General features: G+C 61.3%; 25 protein-coding genes. 23 read left to right on the forward strand and 2 right to left on the reverse strand.

Annotation, left to right across the window (positions count from 1 at the left end; genetic code table 11):
- Positions 1-83 precede the first annotated feature (83 nt).
- The 4 genes from odhB to zapE all read left to right on the forward strand — a co-directional run bounded on the left by odhB (position 84) and on the right by zapE (position 4,389).
- The gene (odhB, locus tag J2W49_RS03905) at positions 84-1,349 is read left to right on the forward strand and encodes a 2-oxoglutarate dehydrogenase complex dihydrolipoyllysine-residue succinyltransferase (protein WP_310311743.1); all 1,266 of its coding nucleotides are present in this window, start codon (positions 84-86) and stop codon (positions 1,347-1,349) included.
- 22 nt (positions 1,350-1,371) lie between these two features.
- A complete protein-coding gene (locus tag J2W49_RS03910; protein WP_310311745.1) occupies positions 1,372-1,692 on the forward strand; it encodes a PspC domain-containing protein in 321 nt (106 codons plus the stop codon).
- Between the two features lie 30 nt (positions 1,693-1,722).
- The gene (gene lpdA / locus J2W49_RS03915; RefSeq protein WP_310311746.1) at positions 1,723-3,150 is read left to right on the forward strand and encodes a dihydrolipoyl dehydrogenase; all 1,428 of its coding nucleotides are present in this window, start codon (positions 1,723-1,725) and stop codon (positions 3,148-3,150) included.
- A gap of 141 nt (positions 3,151-3,291) precedes the next feature.
- The gene (zapE, locus tag J2W49_RS03920; RefSeq protein WP_310311748.1) at positions 3,292-4,389 is read left to right on the forward strand and encodes a cell division protein ZapE; all 1,098 of its coding nucleotides are present in this window, start codon (positions 3,292-3,294) and stop codon (positions 4,387-4,389) included.
- A gap of 61 nt (positions 4,390-4,450) precedes the next feature.
- Here the strand turns inward: zapE and J2W49_RS03925 are convergent, their stop codons facing one another.
- A complete protein-coding gene (locus tag J2W49_RS03925; RefSeq protein WP_310311750.1) occupies positions 4,451-5,209 on the reverse strand; it encodes a PP2C family protein-serine/threonine phosphatase in 759 nt (252 codons plus the stop codon).
- A gap of 169 nt (positions 5,210-5,378) precedes the next feature.
- Here J2W49_RS03925 and J2W49_RS03930 point away from each other — a divergent pair, with 169 nt between their 5' ends.
- Positions 5,379-7,460, forward strand: a complete 2,082-nt coding sequence (locus J2W49_RS03930; RefSeq protein ID WP_310311751.1) for an ATP-dependent DNA helicase — start codon at positions 5,379-5,381, stop codon at positions 7,458-7,460.
- On the opposite strand, the gene J2W49_RS03935 is transcribed toward J2W49_RS03930, so the two are convergent.
- Positions 7,423-8,253 (reverse strand): outer membrane protein assembly factor BamD, encoded by an 831-nt coding sequence (locus tag J2W49_RS03935; protein WP_310311752.1) that lies wholly within the window; start codon positions 8,251-8,253, stop codon positions 7,423-7,425. The two genes, J2W49_RS03930 and J2W49_RS03935, sit on opposite strands and share 38 nt — an antisense overlap.
- A 3-nt stretch (positions 8,254-8,256) precedes the next feature.
- On the opposite strand from J2W49_RS03935, the gene J2W49_RS03940 reads away from it, so the two are divergent.
- From J2W49_RS03940 to J2W49_RS04025, 18 genes are all read left to right on the forward strand, one after another.
- The gene (locus tag J2W49_RS03940; protein WP_405000975.1) at positions 8,257-9,270 is read left to right on the forward strand and encodes an RluA family pseudouridine synthase; all 1,014 of its coding nucleotides are present in this window, start codon (positions 8,257-8,259) and stop codon (positions 9,268-9,270) included.
- A 225-nt stretch (positions 9,271-9,495) separates the two neighbouring features.
- The gene (gene scpB, locus J2W49_RS03945; protein WP_310311754.1) at positions 9,496-10,227 is read left to right on the forward strand and encodes an SMC-Scp complex subunit ScpB; all 732 of its coding nucleotides are present in this window, start codon (positions 9,496-9,498) and stop codon (positions 10,225-10,227) included.
- Positions 10,199-11,554: a pseudouridine synthase gene (locus tag J2W49_RS03950; protein ID WP_405000976.1), complete on the forward strand. Its 1,356-nt coding sequence runs from the start codon at positions 10,199-10,201 to the stop codon at positions 11,552-11,554. Before scpB ends, J2W49_RS03950 begins: the two co-directional genes overlap by 29 nt.
- Positions 11,555-11,704: 150 nt before the next feature.
- Positions 11,705-12,130: a nucleoside-diphosphate kinase gene (gene ndk, locus J2W49_RS03955; protein ID WP_310312198.1), complete on the forward strand. Its 426-nt coding sequence runs from the start codon at positions 11,705-11,707 to the stop codon at positions 12,128-12,130.
- Positions 12,131-12,215: 85 nt separating this feature from the next.
- On the forward strand, positions 12,216-13,361 hold the full coding sequence (gene rlmN / locus J2W49_RS03960; RefSeq protein WP_310311756.1) for a dual-specificity RNA methyltransferase RlmN: 1,146 nt from the start codon (positions 12,216-12,218) through the stop codon (positions 13,359-13,361).
- A gap of 41 nt (positions 13,362-13,402) precedes the next feature.
- Positions 13,403-14,182, forward strand: coding sequence for a type IV pilus biogenesis/stability protein PilW (gene pilW, locus J2W49_RS03965; protein WP_310311758.1), 780 nt, complete (start codon positions 13,403-13,405; stop codon positions 14,180-14,182).
- Positions 14,175-15,134 (forward strand): RodZ domain-containing protein, encoded by a 960-nt coding sequence (locus J2W49_RS03970; RefSeq protein WP_310311760.1) that lies wholly within the window; start codon positions 14,175-14,177, stop codon positions 15,132-15,134. Before pilW ends, J2W49_RS03970 begins: the two co-directional genes overlap by 8 nt.
- A 32-nt stretch (positions 15,135-15,166) precedes the next feature.
- Entirely contained in the window at positions 15,167-16,432 is a 1,266-nt protein-coding gene (gene ispG / locus J2W49_RS03975; protein ID WP_310312202.1) for a flavodoxin-dependent (E)-4-hydroxy-3-methylbut-2-enyl-diphosphate synthase, read from the forward strand.
- A gap of 54 nt (positions 16,433-16,486) precedes the next feature.
- On the forward strand, positions 16,487-17,797 hold the full coding sequence (gene hisS, locus J2W49_RS03980; protein WP_310311762.1) for a histidine--tRNA ligase: 1,311 nt from the start codon (positions 16,487-16,489) through the stop codon (positions 17,795-17,797).
- A 108-nt stretch (positions 17,798-17,905) separates the two neighbouring features.
- Positions 17,906-18,574, forward strand: a complete 669-nt coding sequence (locus tag J2W49_RS03985; RefSeq protein WP_310311764.1) for a YfgM family protein — start codon at positions 17,906-17,908, stop codon at positions 18,572-18,574.
- A gap of 65 nt (positions 18,575-18,639) precedes the next feature.
- Positions 18,640-19,734, forward strand: a complete 1,095-nt coding sequence (gene bamB, locus J2W49_RS03990) for an outer membrane protein assembly factor BamB (RefSeq protein WP_405000986.1) — start codon at positions 18,640-18,642, stop codon at positions 19,732-19,734.
- 51 nt (positions 19,735-19,785) lie between these two features.
- Positions 19,786-21,120, forward strand: coding sequence for a ribosome biogenesis GTPase Der (der, locus tag J2W49_RS03995; protein WP_310311768.1), 1,335 nt, complete (start codon positions 19,786-19,788; stop codon positions 21,118-21,120).
- Between the two features lie 59 nt (positions 21,121-21,179).
- The gene (gene hfq / locus J2W49_RS04000) at positions 21,180-21,449 is read left to right on the forward strand and encodes an RNA chaperone Hfq (RefSeq protein WP_310312204.1); all 270 of its coding nucleotides are present in this window, start codon (positions 21,180-21,182) and stop codon (positions 21,447-21,449) included.
- Positions 21,450-21,516: 67 nt separating this feature from the next.
- Positions 21,517-22,701, forward strand: coding sequence for a GTPase HflX (hflX, locus tag J2W49_RS04005; RefSeq protein ID WP_473092259.1), 1,185 nt, complete (start codon positions 21,517-21,519; stop codon positions 22,699-22,701).
- A 45-nt stretch (positions 22,702-22,746) separates the two neighbouring features.
- On the forward strand, positions 22,747-24,117 hold the full coding sequence (gene hflK / locus J2W49_RS04010) for an FtsH protease activity modulator HflK (RefSeq protein WP_310311772.1): 1,371 nt from the start codon (positions 22,747-22,749) through the stop codon (positions 24,115-24,117).
- 38 nt (positions 24,118-24,155) lie between these two features.
- Positions 24,156-25,046 (forward strand): protease modulator HflC, encoded by an 891-nt coding sequence (hflC, locus tag J2W49_RS04015; protein WP_310311773.1) that lies wholly within the window; start codon positions 24,156-24,158, stop codon positions 25,044-25,046.
- 12 nt (positions 25,047-25,058) lie between these two features.
- Positions 25,059-25,244 carry a DUF2065 domain-containing protein gene (locus J2W49_RS04020; protein ID WP_310311775.1) on the forward strand — a complete coding sequence of 62 codons (186 nt, stop codon included), beginning with the start codon at positions 25,059-25,061 and terminating at the stop codon, positions 25,242-25,244.
- A 114-nt stretch (positions 25,245-25,358) separates the two neighbouring features.
- Positions 25,359-26,528 (forward strand): ATP phosphoribosyltransferase regulatory subunit, encoded by a 1,170-nt coding sequence (locus J2W49_RS04025; protein WP_310311777.1) that lies wholly within the window; start codon positions 25,359-25,361, stop codon positions 26,526-26,528.
- The last annotated feature ends 2 nt before the right edge of the window (positions 26,529-26,530 follow it).

The following is a 26,530-nucleotide window of genomic DNA, read 5'->3' on the forward strand; positions in this document are numbered from 1 at the left end:
AGGGGGATGTAGGGTGTGCCGGTCCAGGACCAGGTGCCTGAAGCTTCCTCCCCTGACGCGCAAACGCAATACCAGGAAAGAAAATGGCAATCGTAGAAGTCAAGGTTCCCCAGTTGTCCGAATCGGTGGCAGAAGCCACTCTGCTGGAATGGAAGAAAAAGGTCGGTGAATCGGTCGCGATGGACGAGATCCTCATCGAGATCGAAACCGATAAGGTCGTGCTGGAAGTTCCAGCGCCCGCTGCCGGCGTGCTGGTGGAGCTGGTGCAGGCAGATGGCGCCACCGTGGCCGCCGAGCAACTGATCGCCCGCATCGATACCGAGGCCGTGGCTGGCGCCGGTGCGTCGGCGCCGCCCGCTGCTCCTGCTGCAGCACCTGCCGCAGCTCCGGCGGCAGCGGCCGGATCATCGTCCAAGGCCGGTGTGGCCATGCCTGCCGCAGCCAAGCTGATGGCCGACAACAACCTGGCGGCCGGTTCGGTCAGCGGCACCGGAAAAGACGGTCGCGTCACCAAAGGCGACGTGCTCTCGGCAGTGGCCGGCGGTGCTGCAGCGCCCAAGCCTGCGGTGGCCGCTCCCGTGGCCATCCCGACCGGCGCGCCATCGAAAGTGCTGCCTCAGGTGGCTGTGGTGGCGCCGGACCTGGGCGACCGCCCTGAAGAGCGAGTGCCGATGACGCGCCTGCGTGCACGGGTCGCCGAACGTCTGCTGCAGTCACAGTCGACCAACGCCATCCTGACCACGTTCAACGAGGTCAACATGGCGCCGGTCATGGAGATGCGCAAGCGCATGCAGGAGCGTTTCGAAAAAGAGCATGGCGTCAAGCTGGGCTTCATGAGCTTCTTCGTGAAGGCGGCCGTGCACGCCCTCAAGAAGTTCCCGATCCTCAACGCCTCGGTCGATGGCAACGACATCGTCTACCACGGCTACTTCGACATTGGTATCGCCGTTGGCTCGCCGCGTGGTCTGGTGGTGCCGATCCTGCGCAATGCCGACCAGATGAGCTTCGCCGACATCGAGAAGAAGATCGCCGAATTCGGCCAGAAGGCCAAGGACGGCAAGCTGGGTATTGATGACATGACCGGCGGCACGTTCTCCATTTCCAACGGAGGTACCTTCGGCTCGATGATGTCCACACCCATCATCAACCCGCCCCAGTCGGCCATCCTGGGTGTGCACGCGACCAAGGAACGCGCCATGGTGGAAAACGGCCAAGTCGTGGTGCGCCCGATGAACTACTTCGCCATGTCTTACGACCACCGCATCATCGACGGCCGCGAAGCCGTGCTGGGCCTGGTGGCCATGAAGGAAGCGCTGGAAGATCCGGCGCGCCTGCTGTTCGACATCTGACGGCACTGAGGGCGCTTTGACCATGTCTCTGGCGGACGAACTCCTGAAACTCGAACAGCTCCGCGAACTCGGAAGCCTGTCCCTGGAAGAGTTCGAGCTGGCCAAATCTCGTCTGCTGGGGACAGGGTCGGCGCCACAGCAAGCTTCGCAACTGGCGCAGTCGCTGAACAACCTGCGCCGCTCCCGTACCGACAAGTGGATTGCTGGCGTGTGCGGCGGCCTGGCTGTTGCCACCGGCGCCGACGCCTGGATCTGGCGGCTGCTGCTGTCGGTGCTGTTTTTTGCAGGAGGGACGGGGCTGGTCCTCTACATCCTGCTGTGGATCTTCGTGCCCGCTGAATGATTGCGGCGCGCACCAACCGAGAGTTTGAACATGTCCCAGTCTTTTGATGTGATCGTCATTGGTGGCGGTCCCGGTGGCTACATCGCAGCCATCCGCGCCGCCCAGCTTGGCTTCAAGGTGGCCTGTATTGACGAATGGAAAAACGCCTCAGGCGGTCCAGCCCCCGGCGGCACCTGCACCAACGTGGGCTGCATCCCGTCCAAGGCACTGCTGCAGTCGTCGGAGCATTTCGACCACGCCAATCACCACTTTGCCGATCATGGCATCAGCGCAACCAACGTGAAGATCGACATCGCCAAGATGATCGGTCGCAAGGACACGGTGATCAAACAGAACAACGACGGCATCCTGTACCTGTTCAAGAAGAACAAGGTGTCCTTCTTCCACGGCCGGGGGTCGTTCGTCAAAGCGGTGGAAGCGGGCTACGAGATCCAGGTTGCCGGCGGCAAGGAAGAACTCTTGACAGGCAAGCAGGTCATCGTGGCCACAGGTTCGAACGCACGAGCGTTGCCCGGTGTGCCCTTTGACGAAGAAATGGTGCTGTCCAACGACGGCGCCCTGCGCATGGGGGCGGTGCCCAAGAAGCTGGTGCTGATCGGCTCCGGCGTGATCGGCCTGGAGATGGGTTCCGTCTGGCGCCGCCTGGGTTCGGACGTGACCATCCTGGAAGGTCTGCCCACTTTCCTGGGCGCGGTCGATGAGCAGATCGCCAAAGAAGCCAAGAAGGCGTTCGACAAGCAAGGTCTGAAGATCGAACTGGGCGTCAAGGTCGGTGACATCAAGACCACCAAGAAGGGCGTGAGCGTCGCTTACACGAACGCCAAAGGTGAGGCGCAAGGCATTGATGCGGACAAACTGATCGTATCGATCGGCCGGGTGCCCAACACCATCGGCCTCAATGCCGAGGCTGTGGGCCTGCAGCTCGACGAGCGCGGGGCCATCGTGGTCGACGACGACTGCCGCACCAATCTCAAGGGCGTGTGGGCCGTGGGCGACGTGGTGCGTGGCCCCATGCTGGCGCACAAGGCAGAAGAAGAGGGTGTGGCCGTGGCCGAGCGCATCGCCGGTCAGCATGGCCATGTGAATTTCAACACCGTTCCCTGGGTGATCTACACCAGCCCGGAAATCGCCTGGGTGGGCCGCACCGAGCAACAGCTCAAGGCCGATGGCGTGAAGTACAAGGCCGGCACCTTCCCGTTCCTGGCCAACGGACGCGCGCGGGCGCTGGGCGACACCACTGGCATGGTCAAGTTCCTGGCTGACGCCACCACTGACGAAATCCTGGGTGTGCACATCGTGGGGCCCATGGCTTCAGAGTTGATTGCCGAGGCGGTCGTGGCCATGGAGTTCAAAGCCAGCGCCGAGGACATTGCCCGAATCTGCCACGCACATCCTTCTCTGTCTGAAGCCACGAAGGAAGCCGCACTGGCGGTTGACAAGCGCACCTTGAATTTTTAATCCACCCCGTCGCTTGTTCGCCTCTTGTCGCCGCATCCTCCCTAAAAGAGGCCAATCCAGCAGTCCGGCAAAACCGGTGCTGCGGGTTGACCGCGTGTGGCCACTTCAGGCTTCTGGCCCGTGCGCTTTTGAAGGTTGTTCATGTCCGTAAGGGCATATTACGAGGCCGCGCTCAAAGAGCGCGGCTACACCACCGATCCTGCCCAGCAACGTGCGATCGAGGCACTGGAACGCTGCGCCACCGAATGGGCACACTACAAGGAAAAACGGTCGAATGCGCTGAAGAAGCTCATCAACCGGCCGGACATTCCTCGTGGTGTGTACATGTACGGTGGCGTCGGGCGTGGCAAGAGCTTTCTGATGGATTGCTTCTTCCATGCAGTGCCGATCAAACGCAAGACGCGCCTGCACTTTCATGAGTTCATGCGCGAGGTGCACCGCGAGCTGCGGGACCTTCAAGGCACGGTGAATCCGCTCGATGAGCTGGGTCGGCGAATGGCCCGGCGCTACAAGCTCATCTGCTTTGACGAATTCCACGTGGCGGACGTGACCGACGCCATGATCCTGCATCGCCTGCTCGATGCGCTCTTCAAGGCGGGCGTGGGCTTCGTCACCACCTCCAACTTCCACCCGGATGGTCTGTATCCGGACGGTTTGCACCGCGACCGCATTCTGCCCGCCATTGAGTTGTTGAAGCAGCGGCTGGAGGTATTGAGTGTGGACAACGGTACTGACTACCGGCAACGCACGCTCACGCATGTGCAGCTGTATCACTGTCCGCTGGGGCCGGTGTCTGATGCCGCCATGCAGGAGACTTTCAGCCAGTTGGCCGAGACAGCCGATCAGGACCCGGTGATGCGAATCGAATCCCGTGAGATTCACGCACTTCGCCGCGCTGGCGGAGTGATCTGGTTTGACTTCCAAACACTTTGTGGAGGCCCTCGTTCACAGAACGATTACCTGGAAATCGCGACCCAGTTCCACACCCTGATGCTCTCGAATGTGCCTCAGATGTCGGTGCGCCAGGCATCGGAAGCCCGACGCTTCACATGGCTGGTTGATGTGCTGTACGACCGACGCGTGACGCTGGTCATGTCGGCTGCAGTGGCGCCCGAACTCTTGTACACCGAAGGTCCGATGTCGCATGAATTCCCGCGAACCGTATCGCGACTGAATGAAATGCAATCAGCGGAATTCACTGCGCTGGAACACCGCTTGGTCGATACCAGCCTGACCTGATTTGATCGGCCTGTAGTCGGAACCGCGGATCGACCGAACCAGTATGGTCGCGCGAGGGCAATCAGCTGAGCGGGTCGAGTTTGACGATGACCAAGGACAGGTTGTCGCCCATGCCTTTGGCTCGGGAACGGGCTTTCTGGATCAGAAACTCACACGCTTCGCGCGGTGAAAGCATGGCCACGGTGCTCGACAGTTCTTCCGGCGTGAAGTAGTGCCACACGCCGTCGCTGCACGCCACCACGGCATCACCGGGCACCAACTGGGACACCACGTGGAGGTCCACCGGTGGATCGTTGTCGGTTCCCAAGCAGCCCATGAGGATGTTCGAATGCGGGTGGTCCAGCGCTTCTTCTTCGCTGATTTCGCCCTGATTGACCAGCGTCTGAACGTACGAATGGTCCATGGTGCGAAACACCATTTTCCCGTGGCGGAAGTGGTAGATGCGCGAATCGCCGGCATGCACCCAGTGGCTGTCGCCTGCAGGATTCACCAGGAAAGCGGCAATGGTGCTGTGCGGTTCCTGCTCAGCGGACACAGCCGTCAGCTTGATCACCAGATGCGATTCTTCAACGATTTGCCGGAGCAGGGCGGAGCTGTCATCGGAGTCCGGGTCGTAACGCTCGAACAGCTGTCGGGCGGTGAGCATCACCTGGTCGGATGCTTTTCTGCCTCCGCTGCGACCACCCATGCCATCGGCCACGACCGCCAGCAAGCAGCCGCTGTGGCGAGGGTGGTGCAAAAGGCAGACCTGATCCTGCTGGTAGTCGCGATCACCTTTGTGGATCCCGGTGGACGCCTGAATGCGGTAGCCTTTGGACATAGTCAATCTTGGAGTCAGTCAATGGAAGCGGTGACCGCAGAACCCTCGCAATGGTAACGACGAAATCGGCTTGTGCGCGCAGCCTATCACCAAAACCGAAACCGTCGGTCCACGGTCGACACCCTTCGGAGCTTCAGGCCGGCGCTGGCTTGCATTCGGGACGCGTCGATTGAAGGATCTTGAGCGAAGGGTGCTGGACGCCTGGGCCGAAGGCGGGGCGATGGCCAGGGGCGGCCTGCAACCGAGAACGGGGCAGATCGACATGGCCAGGCGGGTGGCGGACGCGATCACACGGCAGGGCTGTCTGGCGGTGGAGGCAGGTACCGGGATAGGCAAGACCTTCGCCTACCTTGTTCCCCTTCTCCTGAGCGGGCAGCGGGCCGTGCTGTCCACCGCCACCCACGTGCTGCAGGCGCAGTTGGCGCAGTGCGACATTCCAGCGGTTTCCCGGTGGCTGGGCATACCGGTTCGCGTGGCAGTTCTCAAAGGGCGTTCCAGCTATGTGTGCCTGCATCGGCTGGAACAGGCATGCCAGGAAAATGGCGGACGGATGCGAGACCCGGCGCTTTCAGTGCAGTTGGAGACCGTTCGACATTGGGCCAAAGGATCTCATCAAGGCGACTTCTCGGAACTCGACGGCTGGGACGGTCAATTGCCGCTGGCCGCGCTTGCGGGCTCCACCAGCGAAAACTGCCTGGGATCGGTCTGTCCGCGGGTCGCGGACTGCCACTATTTCCGCGCAAGGCGACAGGCCATGTCGGCAGACTGGGTCGTGGTCAATCATCACCTCTTTTTTGCGGAAACGGTTGGCCGAACGCCTGACGACGCCAACCTTCTGACGGCGAGGAGCGTGGTCGTGTTTGACGAAGCGCACCACCTGAATGACGTGGGTACACAGCAACTGGGCATAGTCGTTGGCGCGCGGCGTTTGAGGGCCTTCGCTGGCGACCTCGTGAACCAGGGCAACCGGTGGGCGCGTGGCTTGCGTCCATGGAGCCACCTGGCCTTGTCCATTGATCAGGCCATTCGACAGATCGATGGACTGGCAAAGGACGTGAGTTTGGCAGGGCGCCGCCGCAGCAGATGGGAGAGCGGGGTGCCAAAGGGTATCTACTCAGATGCCTGGATCACGGCTGCCGTTGCCCTGGACACGGCGCTGCGTTCGGCTTTTGAAGGCCTGAGAGGCACGTCCACGGCGGCGCCGGATCTGGGTCGCCTGCTGGAGCGGGCGCACGAGCTGGTGCTGGCATGGCGCAGACTGGCCCAGGGCAGCGAATCCGCTGAGGCGCACGAAGTTTGCTGGATGGACTGGGGCGAGGAGGGCGGTAACTCTGCGGGCTGGGCCATCGTCTGTGCGCCACTGGAAAGTGCGCGCTTTTTTCAGGAACTCATGGATCGCGCCGAGTTCGACGCCAACAGCTGGATTTTCACCTCCGCGACCCTGGGCAACGACGCGTCGCTGAGCTGGTTCACCGGGCGGCTTGGGCTCTTGGCACGCGATGGCGTTCAGACCGCACGGATTCCAAGTCCGTTTCACAGTGGGGCGCCAATGGCGTTGTATGTGCCACAGCACCTGCCCCTGCCCTCAGAACCCGAACACAGCATCGCTCTGGCGGACTCCGTTGCGAACTGGGCTGCCCAGCTGGGTGGGCGGACATTGGTACTGACCACCACCTTGCGGGCGGCCAATCGCATTGCCCATCGATTGCGCTGGCAGATTGCCCAAGGGGGTTGCGATGGGCTGGATGTGCTGGACGAGTCCATGCACGCAAGAGGTCGTCTGCTGGAGCGGTTTCGAGCCTCAGGCACCGCGATTGGGGAGGGCAGCGACCTACCAACCCGGGCTGCGGTACTGGTCGCGTCAATGGGCTTCTGGGAAGGCGTCGATCTTGCTGGAGACGTGCTTCAGCTGCTGGTGATTGACAAATTGCCGTTTCCACCCCCGGATGACCCGGTCATGGAGGCAAGAAGCCGGCAGCTTTCAGGCAAAGGTCTGGACCCGTTTGTGCACGGCTTGCTGTCGGAGGCGGAACAGGCGCTGAAACAGGGCCTCGGCAGGTTGATCCGTTCGGCCGATGACCGTGGGGTGGCGGTCATTGGCGACAAGCGACTGCTGTTTCGCGGATACGGCCTGCGTCTGTTGAGCAGTCTGCCGCCACACCGTCAACTGATGGACGAGGGCGAAATGACGGCGGAACTGACCGCTTTGCGCCTTACCAGAGCTTCCACCAGGGATCAGAAGCTTTCCTGAAGCCCTGGGTCAGAAACGTGCTCTGCGGATAGTTGGTCTCCATGACGCGCCGCGCGTCATCCCTCAGCTGGTCCATACCCAAAGCGTCGTAAGACATGACCAGGATGTAGAGCGCCTCTTCAAGTGCAGGTGCATCGGCATAGTCGGTCAGGGCCGATTGAGCGCGGTTGATGGCAGCCACATGCGCGCCGCGGCTGTGGTAGTAGCGGGCGACATGCACCTCATATTGGGCAAGCGAATTCACGATGTAGGTCATGCGAATGCGCGCGTCGGCCGAATACCGCGAATCCGGGAACCGATTGACCAGATCCTTGAAGGACTCGAACGACTCCTTCGCCGCCTTCTGGTCACGCTCTGACAAGTCCTGACGTGCGAGCGATCCAAAGAGGCCCAGATTGTCGTTGAATGAGACCAATCCCTTGAGGTACAGCGCATAGTCCATGGCCGGGCTGGTGGGATGGAGCCGCATGAAGCGGTCGATCGCGGCCTGGGCCTGGGCTGGCTCGCCACTCTTGTAGTGTGTGTAGGCCTTGTCCAACTGGGCTTGTTGGGCCAGTGGGGTGCCAGCTGCACGGCCCTCGAGCTTCTCGTACAACTCGACAGCCTTGTCGAAGTTGCCCGAATCGCGCTCGTCTCTGGCTTCGCTGTAGAGCTTGTTGGGGCTCCATCCAAGGGTGTTGTCGACGGGGGTGCTGCTGCAGCCCGACAGGGCCAGCGCTGCACCAATCAGGGGCAGCGACACAACCGATAATCTGAACGAACGTATCACACGCGCACCTTTACAACGGAACATAGCTTGAACGCTGAAATTATATCGACGGGGGAAGAATGCGATGACCCCCTGGATACCCCTGCTGATGTCGTGCTTTCAGAGGTGGAAATTCGGCACGGCGAGGTGCCGGCAGAGATGCATGGCTGGCGGCTGGACCGGGTGCTCGCACGGCTGATTCCCGAGTTCTCCCGCACCTACCTGCAGCAGCTCATTGTCGATGGCGCGGTCGAGCTGCGTGGTGCGCCCCAGCGCAAGCCCGCAGCCCGTTTGAACGTGGGCGATCGTCTGGCCGTGGGCCTTCGCCCCCCGCAGCAAGCCCAGGCCTTTGTGCCAGAAGCCATGAGCCTGGACGTGGTGTTCGAGGACGCCGATCTGCTGGTGATACACAAACCGGCGGGCCTGGTGGTTCATCCCGGAGCGGGCAACTGGAGTGGGACACTGCTCAATGGGTTGCTGGCCTTTCATGCCGGGGCCTCCGCGCTTCCTCGGGCCGGCATTGTGCACCGGCTGGACAAGGAGACCTCAGGACTCATGCTGGTGGGAAAGTCGCGTCGCGCGGTGGATGCCCTGGTTCGGGCCATCGCCGCCCGGGAGGTCAAGCGCCTCTACCTCGCCCTGGCCCATGGGCGCTGGAGCGGACAGCCTGAAATCGTGGTCGACCAGGCCATCGGGCGAGATACCCGCAATCGCCTGCGGATGGCTGTGGTGGAGGCCGGAAGCGGAAAGCCTGCGCAAACAACCCTCACCGTGCTCGACAAGACACCATTGGCATCCCTTCTGGCCTGTCGGCTGCACACGGGGCGCACCCACCAGATTCGGGTGCACGCTGCATGGCTGGGGCACCCTTTGGTGGGAGACGTCCTGTACGGGGGGCGTTCGCTGTGGGGGATGACGCGCCAGGCCCTCCACGCCACGCGTCTGGAGTTGAAGCACCCAGTGACCGGAGAAGCACTGGTGTTTCGATCAGAGCCTCCTCAAGACTTCATGGATGCCCTGCAGCAAGCCGGGGTCCATTACAATGCAGCGTGTCTGGATTGATTGCGCCAGAAACAGCCGTTCTGACGGAATCACCGCTGTGAAGCGGTTTGTCGAACAATAGACACCACGCGCTGGCGAAGATCTGAATCCTCGCCTTTCCGGACACCGCAGATCCTGCGTTGAGACAGACGCAACCACCCGCCGCCTCCCATGCCAGTCGCGCAACGGGTTTCGCATGCTTTTCTCCAGCCCAGCAGGCCACGAGCCATTGACTGACCATCACAGATGAATACCACGGATGCCAAGCGGGTCCTTGAAACGGCACTGATCTGCGCAGCCCAGCCGCTCTCCCTGCGGGAGCTCGCGGTCTTGTTCGACCAGGCCTTGTCTGCCGACACGCTTAAAAAGCTTCTGGCCGACCTCCAGCTGGAGTGGACCGGGCGTGGCGTGGAGCTTGTCCACGTGGCCTCCGGCTGGCGTTTCCAGTCGCGCCCGGAATTGCGTCCCTACCTGGACCGTCTGCACCCGGAAAAACCACCCAAGTACAGTCGCGCCACGCTTGAAACCCTGGCCATCATTGCGTACCGGCAACCCGTCACCCGTGGCGACATGGAAGACATTCGAGGCGTGACTATCAATTCCCTGATCATCAAGCAACTGGAAGACAGAGGCTGGATCGAGGTCATTGGCCATAGGGAGACCGTGGGCCGGCCGGCGCTGTTTGCCACCACGCGTCAGTTTCTGGACGACCTGGGACTCGCCTCGCTGGACCAATTGCCTCCGCTGGAAGCCAGCGAGATACAGGAGTCTGCGCTGGACCGACTGGACTTTGAAGCCCTATCCAGCAGTCTGCAGGCTGAGCCGACGGCCGAGACAGGCGACACAGAAATCCTGTCTTTTTCCGAACCTGCTGCTTCGAACCCAGCGCTCACCCCGTCCGAAAATACCTCCGGCGCGATGCCGGTGACCGACGTTACCCAGGAATCCAATGAACTCGGCACCAACTCCCCCCATTGAGCCCGTCGCGTCTGACACCACCGAGACGGACGCGAGCGCACAAAAAGAGGTTCGCGCGGAGCAGGGTGGTGCGAAAGAAGGTGAGCCTGTACGCAAACCCGTTGCGAGCGAATCTGCCCCCTTGCAATTTGACGATGTCGTCAGCGGTGCCTTTGATGCAGAGCAGGAGCAGGACCTGCCGCTGCCGACCAAGCGCGTGCTGGCGCCGCAGGCCGAGTCACCCAAACTCCACAAGGTGCTTGCGCAGGCCGGCATGGGTTCGCGCCTCGAAATGGAGCAGTTGATCCTCGAGGGGCGCATATCGGTCAACGGGGAGCCCGCCCACATTGGTCAGCGGATTCAGTTTGGCGACGTCATCAAGGTCAATGGCAGCCCGGTTCGTGTGCGCATGACACCGCCGCCGCCGCGGGTGCTGGCCTATCACAAGCCCGCCGGCGAGGTGGTCACGCGCGATGACCCTCAGAATCGGCCGACCGTGTTCCGGCGTCTGCCCCGTTTGCTTCAGGGCAAGTGGCAATCGGTGGGGCGACTGGATCTCAATACGGAAGGCTTGCTGCTGCTCACGAGTTCAGGGGAGCTGGCCAACCGATTGATGCACCCCCGCTTCGGCTTGCAGCGCGAATATGCGGTGCGGGTGCTGGGGGCCTTGTCCAACGAAGAAAAGAAGCGCCTGCTGGAGGGCGTGCAGCTTGAGGATGGGCTGGCCCAATTTGCGTCGATCGAGGATGGTGGCGGCGAAGGCGCCAACTGTTGGTACCGGGTGACCATTTCCGAGGGACGAAACCGCGAGGTTCGCCGCATGCTTGAAGCGGTGGGCCATGCTGTCAGCCGGCTGATTCGCATTCGCTACGGCGTCGTGATGTTGCCGCGTGGCCTCAAGCGCGGCGCGTGGATTGAGCTGGACCAGCGCGACATCGATCGTCTGACCGCTGCGGCAGGCCTGCCAGGTGCAGAGGGCGGCGCCGACCGTTCACCGCGTACTGGCGTCCGTCATCCGTCCAGCAGGGGAAAGTCGGGTGGCAAACCCAACAAGCCGCGCGGCAGTGCCGACGGCAACCGTGGGCCGGGGTCGTACTTCGGCGCTCGCGCGCAAGGTGGGGCTTGGGGTGAAGGGAATTCGAGTTCGCCGGGGGGAAGCCCACGCACCCGGGGCGCCAAGCCGCCAGGCAAGACCGCCGGGCCGCAGCAGCCCGATCCCATGAAAACCTCCTTTGGCTATATTGGCCAGGACGCCTTGCAACGCCGCCGAGAAGAAGAGGGTCGGCGTTCCGGTCCGCCGGGTGCAGGCCGCAAACGCGGCGGCGGGAACCGTTCTGGCCGGAAGTGAGGGCCCCTCTTCAAGGTGATGGGGTTGACCCTTTTGCCAAGGAAACAACGGCACTTCCCAGCGAGGCCGAAATTGTCTGGCGATGTAGAATCAAAAGCTTTGCGAACTTGCGCAAAACCCTTTTTCTTACCTATAAAACTCAGGATCCTTATGGCTATCGAACGCACCCTTTCCATCATCAAGCCTGATGCCGTCGCCAAAAACGTCATCGGTCAGATCTACGCTCGCTTTGAAGCCGCAGGCCTCAAGATCGTTGCCGCTCGCATGGCACACCTTTCGCGTGGTGAAGCTGAGGCCTTTTATGCGGTCCACAAAGAGCGTCCCTTCTTCAAGGACCTCGTGGATTTCATGATTTCCGGCCCTGTGATGATCCAGGCACTGGAAGGCGAAGGCGCCATTGGCAAGAATCGCGACCTCATGGGCGCCACCGATCCCAAGAAGGCTGCCGCAGGCACCATTCGCGCCGACTTCGCCGACAGCATCGATGCCAATGCGGTCCACGGTTCAGACGCCCCCGAGACAGCCGCTGCAGAAGTTGCTTTCTTCTTCCCCGGCATGAACGTCTACTCTCGTTGATTCTGTCTTCCGCGCTCATCTCCCAACCTCAACAGCGTTCAGGTGGGGTGGGGTGCGCGGAGCAGACGGGTCTGGAGAACATGAGATGAAGGTCAATCTGCTCGATCTTGACCTTGATGGCATGGCCGCTTTTTGCGAGCGGTTGGGTGAAAAGCGCTTTCGTTCCGTACAGCTGTTTCGCTGGATTCACCAAAAGGGCGCGCGCCAGTTTGATGAGATGAGCGATCTGGCGAAGTCGCTGCGTGAAAAGCTCCCCGCTGTGTGCCACATCAACGACCTGTCTGTGCTGTCACGGCAGGATTCGGTTGACGGCACCATCAAGTGGCTGTTTGACGTGGGCGGCGGCAATGCGGTCGAAACCGTGTTCATTCCAGAGGCAGATCGGGGTACGCTTTGCATCTCCTCGCAGGCAGGCTGCGCAGTGGGATGCCGCTTCTGCTCAACCGGTCATCAGGGGTTTTCGCGCAACCTCACGACCGGAGAAATACTGGCGCAGCTCTGGCATGCTGAGCACTTTCTTCGCAAACACCTTTCCTCCAGAGAGCGTGTGATCACCAACGTGGTCATGATGGGCATGGGCGAACCGCTGCAGAACCACGCGGCCCTTTTTCCTGCCCTTCGCGTCATGCTCGATGACCACGGCTACGGCATGTCGCGCCGTCGGGTGACGGTGTCGACTTCGGGAGTGGTGCCCATGATGGACCGCCTGGCCAGTGAGTGCCCGGTGGCCCTGGCCGTCTCGTTGCATGCGCCCAATGACGCCTTGCGGGACTCGCTGGTCCCGCTCAATCGAAAATACCCGATTGCCGAATTGCTGGATGCCTGCCTGCGTTATCTGCCAGCAGCGCCCCGTGATTTCATTACGTTCGAATACTGCATGCTGGATGGCGTGAATGATCAGATCGAACACGCGCAGCAGCTCCTTGATCTGGTGCGAACGCATCGGGGGAAGGGTGTGCCGTGCAAGATCAATCTGATACCGTTCAATCCTTTCCCGGATTCCGGCCTCAAGTGCTCACCGAAGCCGGTGGTGGCCCGGTTTGCACAGATTCTTGTTGATGCGGGCGTGGTAACCACCGTTCGCAAGACCCGCGGCGACGACATCGACGCCGCTTGCGGTCAGCTCGCGGGTGACGTTCTCGATCGGACCAATGCGAGTCAACGTCTGGCTCGGCTGCGCTCCGAGACGGGGCAACCCATTCGAATTGTTCACAGAGAAAGGCAGGCATGAATCACCCGTTTCGCGTTCGTTCCATTTCCACAGGCGTTCGGTTGACCTTGCTGCTGTCTGCATCGCTGATCGTGCTCGGCTGCGCGCAGGCACCGCTGGACAAGGGCGGGAGCGAGGTCGGGCCTGTGACCGAATCGGACGAGCCTGAGACGCGAAAGCGCGCCCGCATACGCCTTGAGCTTGCATCCAATTATTTTGAGCAGGGCCAGACCAATGTGGCACTGGACGAGATCAAACAATCGATTGCCGCAGATCCCACCTATACAAAGGCGTACGTACTCAGGGGCCTGGTGTTCATGCAGATGAACGAGAACCGTCTTGCTGAGGAGAGTTTTCAACGGGCCATCCAGCTCAACCCCCGCGATCCGGACGCCTTGCACAACTATGGGTGGTTTGTCTGCCAACAAGGCAAGCACGCGCAGGCCATCGATCTCTTTTCCAGGGCCTTGGCCAGCCCGGTTTATGGCGGGCAGGCCAAAACGCTCAGGGCCAAAGGCGTGTGCGAGATCCGTATGGGGCAGCTTGCCGAGGCGGAGGGCAGCCTTTCACGGTCTTATGAACTAGACCCTGCTGATCCATTCACTGCATACAACCTGGCGACCCTGCTGTTTCGCCGGGGAGAAGACACGAGGGCTCAGTTCATCATTCGTCGCTTGAACAATACCGAACTCGCCAACGCTGAAACCCTGTGGCTCGGTATCAAGGTGGAGCGGCGACTGCGCAACACAGCGGCCATGGAGCAGCTTGCCCAGCAACTGAGTCGCCGATTTGCTCAGTCACCTCAGTGGGGCTTCTACCAACGAGGGGCCTTCAATGAGTGAAGATGGACTGGACGCATCCAGTGTGTCGAACGGCCCCTCGGACGAGCCCCATGTGCCCCTCCACCTGCTCAGACAGGCGCGCGAGGCGATGGGTCTCCACATTGCTGCGCTGGCGGCAGCGCTGAAGGTGCCGGTTCGAAAGCTGGAAGCGCTGGAAGCGGGGCGGTATGAAGAATTGCCCGACCTCACATTCGCCCGTGCACTGGCTTCGAGCGCATGCCGACAGCTCAAGATCGATCCGGGCCCGATCCTGGAACAGATTCCCATGGGCCGGCAGCCTGTTTTGGGGCAGCCGGGAAACGCCATCAACGCGCCGTTCAAGGCATCGTTCCCGGGCGCATCGTCAAGTCAGTCGTCGTGGTTTTTCCGGCCCTCGGTGCTGATAGCTACCTTCTTGCTCGTGGCCGCGCTGGTGCTTCTTGTCCTGCCAGAGGTGGTGCAGTTGCCGTCTCTAGGGTCGGCTCCGGCCTCTTCGACAGACGAGTCGGGTCAATCCATCGAACCCGTGCAACTGGGCTCATCCATTCCCGAAGAAGGGGCGACCGATCCGGCTGGAGCGTTGCCTCCTGGCGGCGAAGTCGGAGCGGGCGTCGGCTCGACACCGGCCGACCCGCTGGCGGCTGACACCGTTCCAGACGGAACCACGCCCACGCCTCAAGGCGCGGGTGTTGCTGCGAGCGAAGCTGCCAAACCGGCTGAGGCGCCTTCGAATGCCAACGCGTTGCTGCGCATCGCTGCGGTGGGTGAGTCATGGGTGGAGGTCACCAATGGTGCGGGTACGGTGGTGGCTCAGCGCGTGCTCAAAGAGGGCGATGTCATCGAATTTTCATCGGCACCGCCTTACAAAGTGATTCTGGGGCGGGCCGAAGCCGCGCGGGTGCTGGTTCGCGGGCAAACGCTGGATGTGATGCCCTACGCACGAAACAGTGTGGCCCGTTTCGAGGTGAAGTGATCAACATGACCGAGCTCCACGCTTCAACAGCCATGCCTGCCGAGCTAGATCAGCCCATTGCATTGGGTGTGGCCCAGGTCCGCAAGACCCGTCAGGGCGTGGTCGCCTGGGGGGACCATCGTGTGACGGTGGGAGGTGGCGCGCCTGTGCGTGTCCAGGCGATGACCAACACCGACACCGCAGACGCGATCGGCACCGCCATACAGGTCAAAGAGCTTGCTCTGGCTGGTTCGGAGCTGGTTCGTATCACCGTCAACAACGACGAAGCCGCCAAGGCTGTGCCCTACATCCGCGAGCAACTGGACCGGATGGGGGTCACGGTGCCGCTTATCGGGGACTTTCACTACAACGGGCACCGGCTGCTCAGCGACCATCCGGCATGCGCTGAAGCCCTTTCCAAGTACCGCATCAACCCAGGCAATGTGGGGCGTGGCGACAAAGGCGATCGCCAATTTGGCCAGATGGTGGAACTGGCCGCGAAGTACGACAAGGCGATCCGCATCGGGGTGAACTGGGGCAGCCTGGATCAGGACCTGCTCGCCCGGTTGATGGACCAGAACGCCCAACGTGCGCGCCCCTGGGAAGCCAGGCAGGTGATGTACGAAGCGTTGATCACCTCCGCGCTGGAGTCGGCTGCAAAGGCCGAGGAGATTGGTCTGAACGGCAACAACATCATGTTGTCGTGCAAAGTGAGCAATGTCCAGGATCTGGTCGCTGTTTACCAGGCATTGGCCCAGCGTTGCGACCATGCCTTGCATCTGGGCCTGACCGAAGCCGGCATGGGGACCAAAGGTGCGGTGGCATCGGCAGCGGCCCTGTCGGTGCTGCTGCAGCAGGGCATTGGTGACACCATCCGCGTGTCGCTCACGCCTCAGCCAGGCGAATCCCGCACGCAGGAGGTTTTGATTGCCCTGGAAATTCTTCAGGCGCTGGGCCTCAGGGCGTTTGTGCCCAGTGTCACGGCTTGCCCGGGCTGTGGTCGCACCACCAGCACCACCTTTCAGGAACTTGCTAAGCAGATCGACGACTACCTTCGTGGATCCATGCCGCAGTGGCGCGAGCGTTATCCCGGTGTGGAGAACCTCAAGGTGGCTGTGATGGGCTGCATCGTCAATGGACCTGGCGAAAGCAAACATGCGGATCTCGGCATCAGCCTGCCCGGTACTGGAGAGGCGCCTTCTGCGCCGGTCTACATCGATGGCGAAAAGGCCATGACCCTGCGAGGCGACGCGATCGCGCACGATTTCCAGCAGATTGTTGAAAACTACATCGAGAAAAGGTTTGGTGTGGAGGCCTGAGCCCTGAACTGGGCGTTGCCCGGCGAAATCAGTTCGCGCACAGCCAGCAAAAAAATGGCAGAGAAAATCAGTGCCGTCAAAGGCATGAACGACATTGCACCTCCTGTGTCTGCGCACTGGGAGTGGCTGGAAGAGCAACTCCGCAGCCTGATGCAACGCTATGGGTACCGCAATCTGCGGACACCCATTGTGGAACCGACCGCCCTGTTCGTGCGCGGCCTGGGGCAGGTGACCGACATCGTCGAGAAGGAGATGTACTCATTCGAGGACCGGCTCAATGGTGAACAGCTGACCCTTCGCCCTGAAAACACGGCGGGCGTGGTGCGTGCGGCGATAGAGCAATCGCTGACCTATGACGGGGGCAAGCGCCTCTATTACATGGGCCCGATGTTTCGTCACGAGCGTCCCCAAAGAGGTCGCTACCGCCAGTTTCACCAGTTTGGCGCCGAGGCACTGGGTTTTGCCGGGCCTGACGTGGATGCCGAGCTGATCGTGCTGGCCTGTGACCTCTGGGCAGCACTGGGTTTGAGCGGCATCTCCCTGGAAATCAACAGTCTCGGGCAGCCCCCTGAGCGCCAGGCCCACCGGGCGGCGCTGATCGCCTACCTGGAGGCGCATGCGGAGCTGCTCGACGAGGACGCCAGGCGCCGGCTCCACACCAACCCGCTTCGCATTCTGGACACCAAGAACCCGCTCATGCAGGATCTGGTGAACCAGGCCCCTCGGCTGATGGACCACCTGGGCCAGGAATCCTTGGATCATTTCCATCGGTTGCGGACCTTGCTCGACGCCCATGGCATCGAGTACACAATCAACCCGCGCCTGGTGCGAGGGATGGACTACTACAACCTCTCGGTATTTGAGTTCGTCACCACCCAGCTGGGTTCGCAGGGCACGGTGTGTGCCGGCGGTCGCTACGACGGCCTGTTTGAACAGATCGGCGGGAAGTCGGTCCCGGCGGTGGGCTGGGCGTTGGGCATGGAGCGCATTCTTGAGCTGCTCAAGGAACAGAACAAGCTGCCAGAGCAGCCCGTGCCGGATGCTTACGCGGTGGTGCAGAATGCCAGCAGTCTCAGCCAGGTCATGCCTGTGTTGCGTACCCTGCGACTGGCGGGCGTGAATGTACAGATGCATGCCGGCGGACCGGAGGGCATGGGCAGCATGAAGTCCCAGTTCAAAAAGGCGGATGCCAGCGGTGCTCGCTTTGCGCTGATTTTTGGGCAAGCCGAACTTGAAAAGGGCGCGGTCGCCATCAAACCGTTGAGAGGGCCTCGGAATGACGCTGACGTGGGTGCGCCTGCCCAGCAGTTGTTGAAGCCGCTGGCTGAAGCGGCGCATTGGGCAAGCATCTTCCGGTTGCCTTGAGGCTGCCCCTGCGGCGGCGTACCTCGGGGGATGCAGGAGCAAGCTTTCCCTCCTCGCCTTGCACAGACGGCACCCCCCTACAATCACCGACTTCCATCGGAAATTCAAATGGCCAAACACCTCGACCTCGAAGAACAGGAACAACTCGACCAGATCAAGCATTTCTGGGCGCAGTATGGCAACGCCATCACCTGGGCACTGATCGCCGTACTGGGTTCGTTTGCTGCCTGGAATGGGTGGAACTACTGGCAAACCAACCAGGCCATCAAGGCTGCGGCACTCTACGACGAAGTCCAGAGCGCCGCCCAGGCTGCAGATGTGGATCGAATCAAGCGGGCGCTGGGGGACATGCAGGCAGGCTATGCCAAGACCAGCTATGCGGGTCAGTCTGCACTTCTAGCCGCTCGCGCACTCCATACAGCTGGCCAGAAGGACGCAGCACGTGAAGCGCTGGAGTGGACCGTCAACAATGGCACCGATCCCGGGTACCAGGCCGTTGCACGTCTGCGTCTGGCCAGTCTCGCGTTGGACGCAGGAGATTTCGACGCGGCCATGGGGTGGGTCAACACCTCACTGCCACCTGCATTCGAGCCACTGGCAGCAGATCGTCGCGGCGATGTGCTGAAGGCGCAGGGCAAGGTCGAAGAGGCGACCGCGCAATACCGGGCTGCCTGGCAGTCCATGCCCGACACGACGGAATACCGGCGCCTGATCGAGGTCAAGCTCGCTTCACTGGGCGTGGACGTTCTTACCCAGTCAACGGGTGTGACCCGTTGAGCATAGAAAGCAAAGTCGTGGTCCACACTCAAAAAGAGCGTTCAAAGTTCCTCCAGCGGTGTCTGATGGTGGGCGGTGCGGCCATCCTTGTGGCTTGTTCGTCCGGGCCGGATAAACCCAAACCCGAACCACTTCCACCGGTGGCCGCCTTGATAGGCGTCCAGCAGGCTTGGAGTGCCCAAGTGGGAGACTCGGCGGCATCTCTTTCGCCTTTTTCAGTCGCCGGTCGTGTGTATGTGGCATCGTTTGCCGGCACGGTCGCGGCATTGGACGCGGACACCGGCCAAGATGTCTGGAGGATCAACCTCGGCACATCGATCGCTGCCGGGGTCGGTTCCGACGGTGAAACCGCTGCCGTCGTCACCCGAGGCAATGAACTGGTAGCGATCACGGGCGGCAAGGAAGCATGGCGCGTGCGCTTGTCTGCCCGCACCTTCACCGCGCCGTTGGTGGCAGGAAAGAGGGTGTTCGTGCTGATGGCCGATCGGACGGTGTCGGCTTTTGACGGACAAACCGGTGCGAGGTTGTGGAGCCAGTCCCGCACCGCCGAGCCCCTGGTTCTCAGTCAGGGGGGTGTTTTGCTGGCGGTCGGGGACACCCTGGTTGCCGGTTTGTCGGGTCGTCTGGTGGGCTTGAATCCGCTCAACGGTTCCGTTCGTTGGGAGGCGCCTGTTGGCAGCTCCCGCGGCACCAACGAAGTTGAACGTCTCGTGGACCTGGTAGGCCCTGCCAGTCGGGTGGGCGGCAGTGTTTGCGTTCGGGCCTACAGTGCCGCTGTCGGATGTGTCGACACCTCGAGCGGTGTGTCATCCTGGGTCCGTCCGGCACAGGGCATTGTGGGTGTTCACGGTGACGCAAGCCACGTTTTCGGTGTCGAGACGAACGGCAGGGTCCAAGCCTGGAAGCGAAGCTCCGGCGAGCCTGCGTGGCATACCGACCGCCTGCTCCATCGAAGTCTGGGTGCCCCTTTGGCGGTGGGGCGCGTGGTCGTCATTGGAGACAGCCTTGGGACGGTGCATGTGCTCTCCCGGGAAGACGGCAGTGAAATGAACAGACTTTCAACCGACGGCTCCCCGGTGCTGATGGCTCCGATAATGGCCAACAATGTCCTTGTGGTCCAGACACGCAAGGGCGGTGTCTATGCCTGGCGGCCGCAATAGCGTGCCTTGCAGGTCGTCCACTTTTGCGGTCCTGAACGAAAGCTGTTTTCCTTGAAACCCGTCATCGCCCTGGTGGGCCGCCCCAATGTGGGCAAGTCCACCCTGTTCAATCGCCTGACGAGTTCGCGCGATGCCATCGTGGCCGATTTTGCCGGACTCACCCGCGATCGACACTATGGCAACGGTCGCCTGGGCTCGCGCGAATACATCGTGATCGACACCGGTGGCTTCGAGCCTGACGCCAGCGAGGGCATCTACAAGGAAATGGCCAAGCAAACGCGTCAGGCGGTGGCCGAGTCGGATGTGGTGATCTTCGTCGTGGATGCCCGGGCGGGCATCAGCGCGCAAGACCACGAGATTGCGCAATATTTGCGAAAACTCGGCAAGCCGAGCGTGCTGGTGGCCAACAAGGCGGAGGGCATGACCCAGGGCCTTCAATTGGTCGAGTTCTTTGAGCTGGGTCTGGGCGAGGTGCTGCCGGTCTCTGGTGCGCACGGACAGGGCGTGCGTTCCATGCTTGAAACAGCACTGGAGCGCATTCCCGGCCTGCCGCCAGAGGACGAAGAGGCGCCGGAGCCAGAGCCCGGCGTGATTCGCCTGGCTGTGGCGGGTCGACCCAATGTGGGCAAATCGACCTTGATCAATGCCTGGCTGGGCGAGGAGCGTCTTGTCGCCTTTGACCTTCCGGGGACGACCCGCGACGCGATTTCGGTGCCCTTTGAGCGATCAGGCCAGAAATACGAGCTGATCGACACCGCAGGCATTCGACGCAAAGGCCGGGTGTTTGAAGCCATCGAAAAGTTCTCGGTGGTCAAGACATTGCAGGCCATCGAAAATGCACATGTGGTGCTGCTCCTGCTGGATGCGACGCAGGGAGTGACTGATCAGGATGCCCACATCGCCGGTTACATCCTCGAAAGCGGCAGGGCGGTGGTGCTCGCCATCAACAAATGGGATGCGGTAGACGCCTATCAGCGCGAACAGATTGAACGCCAGATCGAGACGAGGCTGGCTTTTCTGAAATTCGCGTCGCTGCATTTGATTTCTGCACAAAAACGGCAGGGACTGGGCCCGGTGTGGAAATCCATCACGCAGGCGCACGCTTCTGCCATGCGAAAAATGACCACCCCGGTCTTGACGCGTCTGTTGATGGAGGCAGTTGCTTTCCAGGCGCCACAGCGATCCGGCATGTTCCGGCCCAAAATGCGCTATGCCCACCAGGGTGGAATGAACCCGCCAGTGATCGTGATTCATGGCAATTCGCTCGAAAACGTACCTGACGCCTACAAACGATTCCTTGAGGGGCGTTTTCGCAAGGCGTTTGATCTGGTCGGCACGCCATTGCGCATTGAATTCAAGACTTCCACCAACCCTTACAAGGAATAGCCTCCAACGGGCACCACACGGACGGTGGTGTGGTAAGGTCTAACCCTTAACAAAACTCTCTGAACACGGAGCATATCGTGAGCAACAACAAAGGCCAACTCTTGCAAGACCCTTTCCTTAACCAGCTGAGGCGCGAGCACGTTCCCGTGTCGATCTATCTGGTCAATGGCATCAAGCTGCAGGGTCAGATTGAGTCGTTTGACCAGTATGTGGTGCTGCTTCGGAACACGGTGACACAAATGGTGTACAAGCATGCCATTTCCACCATCGTGCCAGGGCGGCCGATGCAGTTCTCTGCAGCGCCTGCGGACGAAGCACCCGCTGCTTGATACCGATTCCGACGCCCGCCGGTTCTGACGCCGGCGTATCGGTCACCTTGGCGGCTCTTGGACCGACTTGATTCAGGCAGACCCACTTTCCACGTCCACACCCCGAGTCATATTGGTGGGTGTGGATCTGGGCGCCCCCAATTTCGACGGCAAGCTTGAAGAACTGGGATTGCTGGCGAAGACGGCCGGATACGAGGTCGCTGAACGAGTGGCTTGCAAGCGCCGAGCACCTGACCCTGCCTTGTTTGTGGGGTCCGGCAAGGCTGACGAAATCAAGATGCTGGCCCAGGCGACAGGCGCTACTGAAGTGCTGTTTGATCAAGCCCTTAGCCCAGCCCAGCAGCGCAATCTGGAGCGTCACCTGGGCATGCCGGTCAATGACCGCATCCTGCTGATACTGGAAATATTCGCTCAGCGGGCAAGAAGCCACGAGGGCAAGCTGCAGGTTGAACTGGCCCGGCTTCAGTATCTTTCCACCCGCCTGGTTCGCAGATGGTCCCACCTGGAGCGGCAAAGTGGCGGTATCGGGATGCGAGGTGGCCCAGGCGAAACCCAGATTGAACTCGACAGACGCATGATTGGTGACGCCATCAAGCGCATCAAGGAGCGTCTGGTCAAGGTCAAGAAACAGAGAGCCACCCAGCGACGGCAGCGGGAGCGCAGAGATGCGTTCACGATCTCCCTTGTGGGCTACACCAACGCGGGCAAATCGTCACTCTTCAATGCACTGGTCAAGGCGCGTGCCTATGCCGCTGATCAGCTGTTCGCCACGCTCGACACCACCACGAGGCAGCTCTACCTCGGCGAAGCCGGCCGCTCGGTTTCACTGTCCGACACCGTGGGTTTCATACGGAACCTCCCGCACGGACTGGTCGATGCTTTTGCTGCCACGCTGCAGGAATCGATCGATGCCGATCTGCTGCTGCATGTGGTGGATGCGTCCAACCCTGCTTACACCGAGCAAATCGCGGCCGTGCAAGGCGTATTGAAGGACATTGGTGCCGATGATGTCCCTCAGATACTCGTCTTCAACAAGCTGGACGCCATGCATCCAGACTCACTGCCACTGGTCCCACAAGACGTGATGGAACTCGATGGTGAGCCCATGGATCGGGTCTATGTGAGTGCCTTGACCGGGGAGGGGTTGCCCCGTCTGAGAGCACTGCTTGCGCAGCGCGTGGCAGAACGTTCGGGCACGGATGAAGACAATACCCCGGGGGAGCTCGCCGGTATCGGTGATGCGCCTCTGTGATTGGGCACAATGTGATGGTTTTGAATTGAAAGAAGTTGGCAAGACATGGACGTGAATTTGCAACCGCATGACCGCGGGTCGGAAAATTTGGCTCGCCGCCGTGGCTGGCTCTCGCGCCTGGGCGTGTTCAACCTCAACGATCCCAGGTGGGGCCGCGATGATGATGCGCCCCGCAATGCCGGGGACGACAACGACGATCGCCAACCGCAAAGAGACCAACGTCCGAGGGGACAGGGACCCAATCAGGGGCCACCAGATCTGGATGAGCTCTGGCGCGACTTCAATCGCAAGCTGGGCGGCCTGCTGGGAAACAAGGGCGGCTCCGGTGGCGGACAGGGTGGCGGCAACGGTGGCGGCGGAATGCCCGGGTTCAATCCCAACCCCAAGGCCACGGGCATAGGCGTCGGACTGATTGCAGGCGTGGCGGTATTGATCTGGCTGGGCACCGGCTTTTTCATCGTCCAGGAAGCCCAGCAGGCCGTGATCACGCAGTTTGGCAAATACCACAGCACGGTGGGCGCGGGCTTCAACTGGCGGTTGCCTTATCCCATTCAAAGACACGAAACGGTCTTTGTGACCCAACTGCGCTCGGTGGATGTGGGGCGCGACAACATCGTGCCAGCCACGGGCCTGCGTGAGTCGTCCATGTTGACCGAAGACGAGAACATCGTCGACATCAAGTTTGTCGTTCAATACCGCCTGAACGATGCGCGGGCCTTCCTCTTCGAGAGCCGAGATCCTGACGCTGCGGTGTTGAAGGCCGCCGAGACGGCCGTGCGCGAAGTGGTGGGCAAAATGAAGATGGATGCCGTGCTCGCAGAGGAACGCGATCAGATCGCCCCTCGCGTGCGTGCCCTCATGCAGACGATTCTGGAACGCTACAAGGTGGGTATCGATGTGGTGGGTGTGAACCTGCAGCAAGGTGGTGTCCGCCCGCCAGAGCAGGTGCAGGCCGCCTTTGATGATGTGCTCAGGGCAGGGCAGGAACGTGAACGGGCGAAAAACGAAGCAGAAGCCTACGCTAATGACGTGGTGCCTCGTGCCCGCGGTGCCGCGTCCCGCCTGACCGAAGAGGCGGAAGGTTATCGCGCCCGGATCGTGGCCCAGGCTGAGGGTGACTCGCAGCGCTTCCGCTCGGTCCTGGACGAATACCAGAAGGCGCCGCAAGTCACGCGGGAACGCATGTATGTCGACGCCATGCAGGAGATCTACAGCAACGTCACCAAGGTGCTTGTGGATTCCAAGTCGGGCTCCAATCTGCTTTATCTGCCCCTGGACAAGATCATGCAGATGACCGGACAGGGGGCGTCGGCCATCCAGAGTGCGCCCACAACGACACTGCCGCCACCGGCCTCCACGCCGGCCAATCGCAGTCTTGACAATGCTGCTCGCTCGCGTGAGCGAGAGAGCCGTTGAATGGGCTGGCGAGCACCTGTGACCAATGAGCAAGCGCTATGAATAAACTGGGTTTTATCCTCACGTCTTTTGTTGTGGTCCTCGCCATAGCGAGTTCCATGTTGTTTGTGGTTGATCAGCGCCAGTTCGGCGTGGTCTTCCAGCTGGGCCAGATCAAGCAAGTTGTGACCGAACCGGGTCTGAACTTCAAGCTTCCACCACCATTCCAGAATGTGTCGTACATCGACAAGCGCCTTTTGACGCTGGAGAGCACCGACACTGAGCCCACCCTGACCGCAGAGAAGCAGCGGGTGGTTATTGACTGGTACGTGCGCTGGCGCATCAGCGATCCACAGGTCTACATTCGCAACGTCGGCCTGAACGAACGGGCTGGGGCGCTGCAGCTCAACCGGGTGGTGCGCAACTCCTTCCAGCAGGAAGTGAACAAGCGCACGGTGAACGAGTTGCTGTCGACTCGGCGGGAGGAGCTCATGGCCGATGTCAAGCGGGACGTGCTGGCTGCAGTGCGTGGCGCCGATCAGCCATGGGGCATGGATGTGGTGGATGTGCGCATCACGCGGGTGGATTACGCTGAAAGCATCACCCGTGCGGTTTATGACCGTATGGAGGCCGAGCGAAAGCGGGTGGCCAACGAGTTGCGCTCCACCGGTTTCGCCGAAGGCGAAAAGATCCGCGCTGATGCCGATCGTCAACGCGAAGTGATCGTGTCTGAGGCCTACCGGGATGCTCAGCGCATCAAGGGTGAGGGTGATGGGCAGGCGGCCGCAACTTTTGCAGAAGCGTTCGGGCGTGATCCGGCGTTTGCCCAGTTCTACCGCAGCCTGGATGCTTACAAAGCCAGCTTCTCGGGCAAGTCCGACGTGATGGTGATCGATCCGTCATCGGACTTCTTCAAGGCGCTTCGCAACAGTAACGTCGCCCCTCGCTGACAGCGTTTGCCCATGGCCGACGTGTTCTGGGCAGCGCTCGCACTCGTCCTCATTTTTGAGGGCTTGCTGCCCTTTCTCTCCCCTGGGGGGTGGCGGCGCATGTTTGGCGAAATGCTGAAGATGCGCGATGGTCAAATCCGTTTCTTCGGATTGATCTCGCTGATTTCCGGGTGCTTGCTCTGGTGGTGGATCACCTGAAGCCCTTGTTGGCTTGCAGGTGATTCGTCACTTGCCACGGCGGTCGAGGTCTTGCGTGGGAGAGCGCAGCTGCGACCGGTAAAATTCTCTTTTTACTTTCCCCTCAAAATGCCCATGTCTGCCTGGGTCCTTCCGGATCACATTGCCGATGTCCTGCCCTCCGAGGCCCGGCACATCGAGGAACTTCGCAGGGGTCTGCTCGACACCGCCCGCAGCTACGGCTATGAGTTGGTCATGCCGCCGTTGCTCGAACACCTGGAGTCTCTGTTGACCGGCACCGGTGAGGCGCTGGACCTGCAGACCTTCAAATTGGTGGATCAACTCTCGGGCCGCACGCTGGGCTTGCGTGCAGACAGTACGCCACAGGTCGCGCGAATTGATGCGCACCTGCTCAACCGCCAAGGCATTGCCCGCCTGAGCTACTGTGGCCCGGTGGTGCACACGCGTATAGATCGACCACTGGCCAGCCGGGAGCCCCTGCAGTTTGGTGCCGAAATCTACGGCCACGGGGGCATGGAAGCAGACCTGGAGATCATCGAACTGGCGCAAGCCTGCCTGCGCGCAGCAGGACTGCAGAAGCTCCAGCTGGACATGGCGGACGTGCGGGTGATTGATGCCGTGCTGAATCCGGTGCAGATCGAGGCGACCAAGGAGACACTGATTCATTCCGCGCTGGCGGCCAAGGACGTGGCAGAGCTGAAATCGCTCGCTCGTGATTTGCCGGCACGGGTCCGGGAAGATCTTTGCGCCTTGCCTCGACTCTTTGGTGGAGCCGATGTGCTGGACGAAGCGTTGCAGGTCCTGCAACCCTCCATGGCGCTTGAAGAAGCCATCCGCTGTCTGCGGTGGCTGGCGTCACATGCACCGGCCGACATGGACGTTTCCATCGATCTGGCTGATCTGCGCGGCTACGCCTACTACACCGGCATGCGGTTTGCAGTGTTTTCGCATGGCACCCGGGGAGAGCCCGTGGAGGTGGCACGTGGCGGCCGGTACGACGAAGTCGGCGCCATTTTTGGCCGAAACCGTCCTGCTGTGGGTTTCAGCCTTGATCTCAAGGAACTGGTGGCGGCTGTCGCGCCCTGTCCATTGGTGGCCGCGATACGCGCACCCTGGAGCATGGACGCCGGGTTGCGGCAGGCCATTGGCGAGTTGCGCGCGCAGGGGCACACGGTGGTGTGCGTGTTGCCTGGGCATGAACACCAAGTCGATGAATTCAGGTGTGACCGGGAATTGGTGAGCGATGCCACCCATGCCGGCGCCTGGACTGTGAAGCAAATTTGAAC

This window comes from Hydrogenophaga palleronii (assembly GCF_031457455.1).
GTDB classification, from domain to species: domain Bacteria; phylum Pseudomonadota; class Gammaproteobacteria; order Burkholderiales; family Burkholderiaceae_C; genus Hydrogenophaga; species Hydrogenophaga palleronii_A.

What these genes read in the sequence shown, in the direction of transcription:
- odhB (WP_310311743.1), top strand. Translation starts at nt 84, where the DNA reads ATGGCAATCGTAGAAGTCAAGGTTCCCCAGTTGTCCGAATCGGTGGCA.
- J2W49_RS03910 (WP_310311745.1), top strand. Translation starts at nt 1,372, where the DNA reads ATGTCTCTGGCGGACGAACTCCTGAAACTCGAACAGCTCCGCGAACTC.
- lpdA (WP_310311746.1), top strand. Translation starts at nt 1,723, where the DNA reads ATGTCCCAGTCTTTTGATGTGATCGTCATTGGTGGCGGTCCCGGTGGC.
- zapE (WP_310311748.1), top strand. Translation starts at nt 3,292, where the DNA reads ATGTCCGTAAGGGCATATTACGAGGCCGCGCTCAAAGAGCGCGGCTAC.
- J2W49_RS03925 (WP_310311750.1), bottom strand. Translation starts at nt 5,209, where the DNA reads ATGTCCAAAGGCTACCGCATTCAGGCGTCCACCGGGATCCACAAAGGT.
- J2W49_RS03935 (WP_310311752.1), bottom strand. Translation starts at nt 8,253, where the DNA reads ATGTTCCGTTGTAAAGGTGCGCGTGTGATACGTTCGTTCAGATTATCG.
- scpB (WP_310311754.1), top strand. Translation starts at nt 9,496, where the DNA reads ATGAATACCACGGATGCCAAGCGGGTCCTTGAAACGGCACTGATCTGC.
- J2W49_RS03950 (WP_405000976.1), top strand. Translation starts at nt 10,199, where the DNA reads ATGAACTCGGCACCAACTCCCCCCATTGAGCCCGTCGCGTCTGACACC.
- ndk (WP_310312198.1), top strand. Translation starts at nt 11,705, where the DNA reads ATGGCTATCGAACGCACCCTTTCCATCATCAAGCCTGATGCCGTCGCC.
- rlmN (WP_310311756.1), top strand. Translation starts at nt 12,216, where the DNA reads ATGAAGGTCAATCTGCTCGATCTTGACCTTGATGGCATGGCCGCTTTT.
- J2W49_RS03970 (WP_310311760.1), top strand. Translation starts at nt 14,175, where the DNA reads ATGAGTGAAGATGGACTGGACGCATCCAGTGTGTCGAACGGCCCCTCG.
- ispG (WP_310312202.1), top strand. Translation starts at nt 15,167, where the DNA reads ATGCCTGCCGAGCTAGATCAGCCCATTGCATTGGGTGTGGCCCAGGTC.
- hisS (WP_310311762.1), top strand. Translation starts at nt 16,487, where the DNA reads ATGGCAGAGAAAATCAGTGCCGTCAAAGGCATGAACGACATTGCACCT.
- J2W49_RS03985 (WP_310311764.1), top strand. Translation starts at nt 17,906, where the DNA reads ATGGCCAAACACCTCGACCTCGAAGAACAGGAACAACTCGACCAGATC.
- bamB (WP_405000986.1), top strand. Translation starts at nt 18,640, where the DNA reads ATGGTGGGCGGTGCGGCCATCCTTGTGGCTTGTTCGTCCGGGCCGGAT.
- hflK (WP_310311772.1), top strand. Translation starts at nt 22,747, where the DNA reads ATGGACGTGAATTTGCAACCGCATGACCGCGGGTCGGAAAATTTGGCT.
- hflC (WP_310311773.1), top strand. Translation starts at nt 24,156, where the DNA reads ATGAATAAACTGGGTTTTATCCTCACGTCTTTTGTTGTGGTCCTCGCC.
- J2W49_RS04020 (WP_310311775.1), top strand. Translation starts at nt 25,059, where the DNA reads ATGGCCGACGTGTTCTGGGCAGCGCTCGCACTCGTCCTCATTTTTGAG.
- J2W49_RS04025 (WP_310311777.1), top strand. Translation starts at nt 25,359, where the DNA reads ATGTCTGCCTGGGTCCTTCCGGATCACATTGCCGATGTCCTGCCCTCC.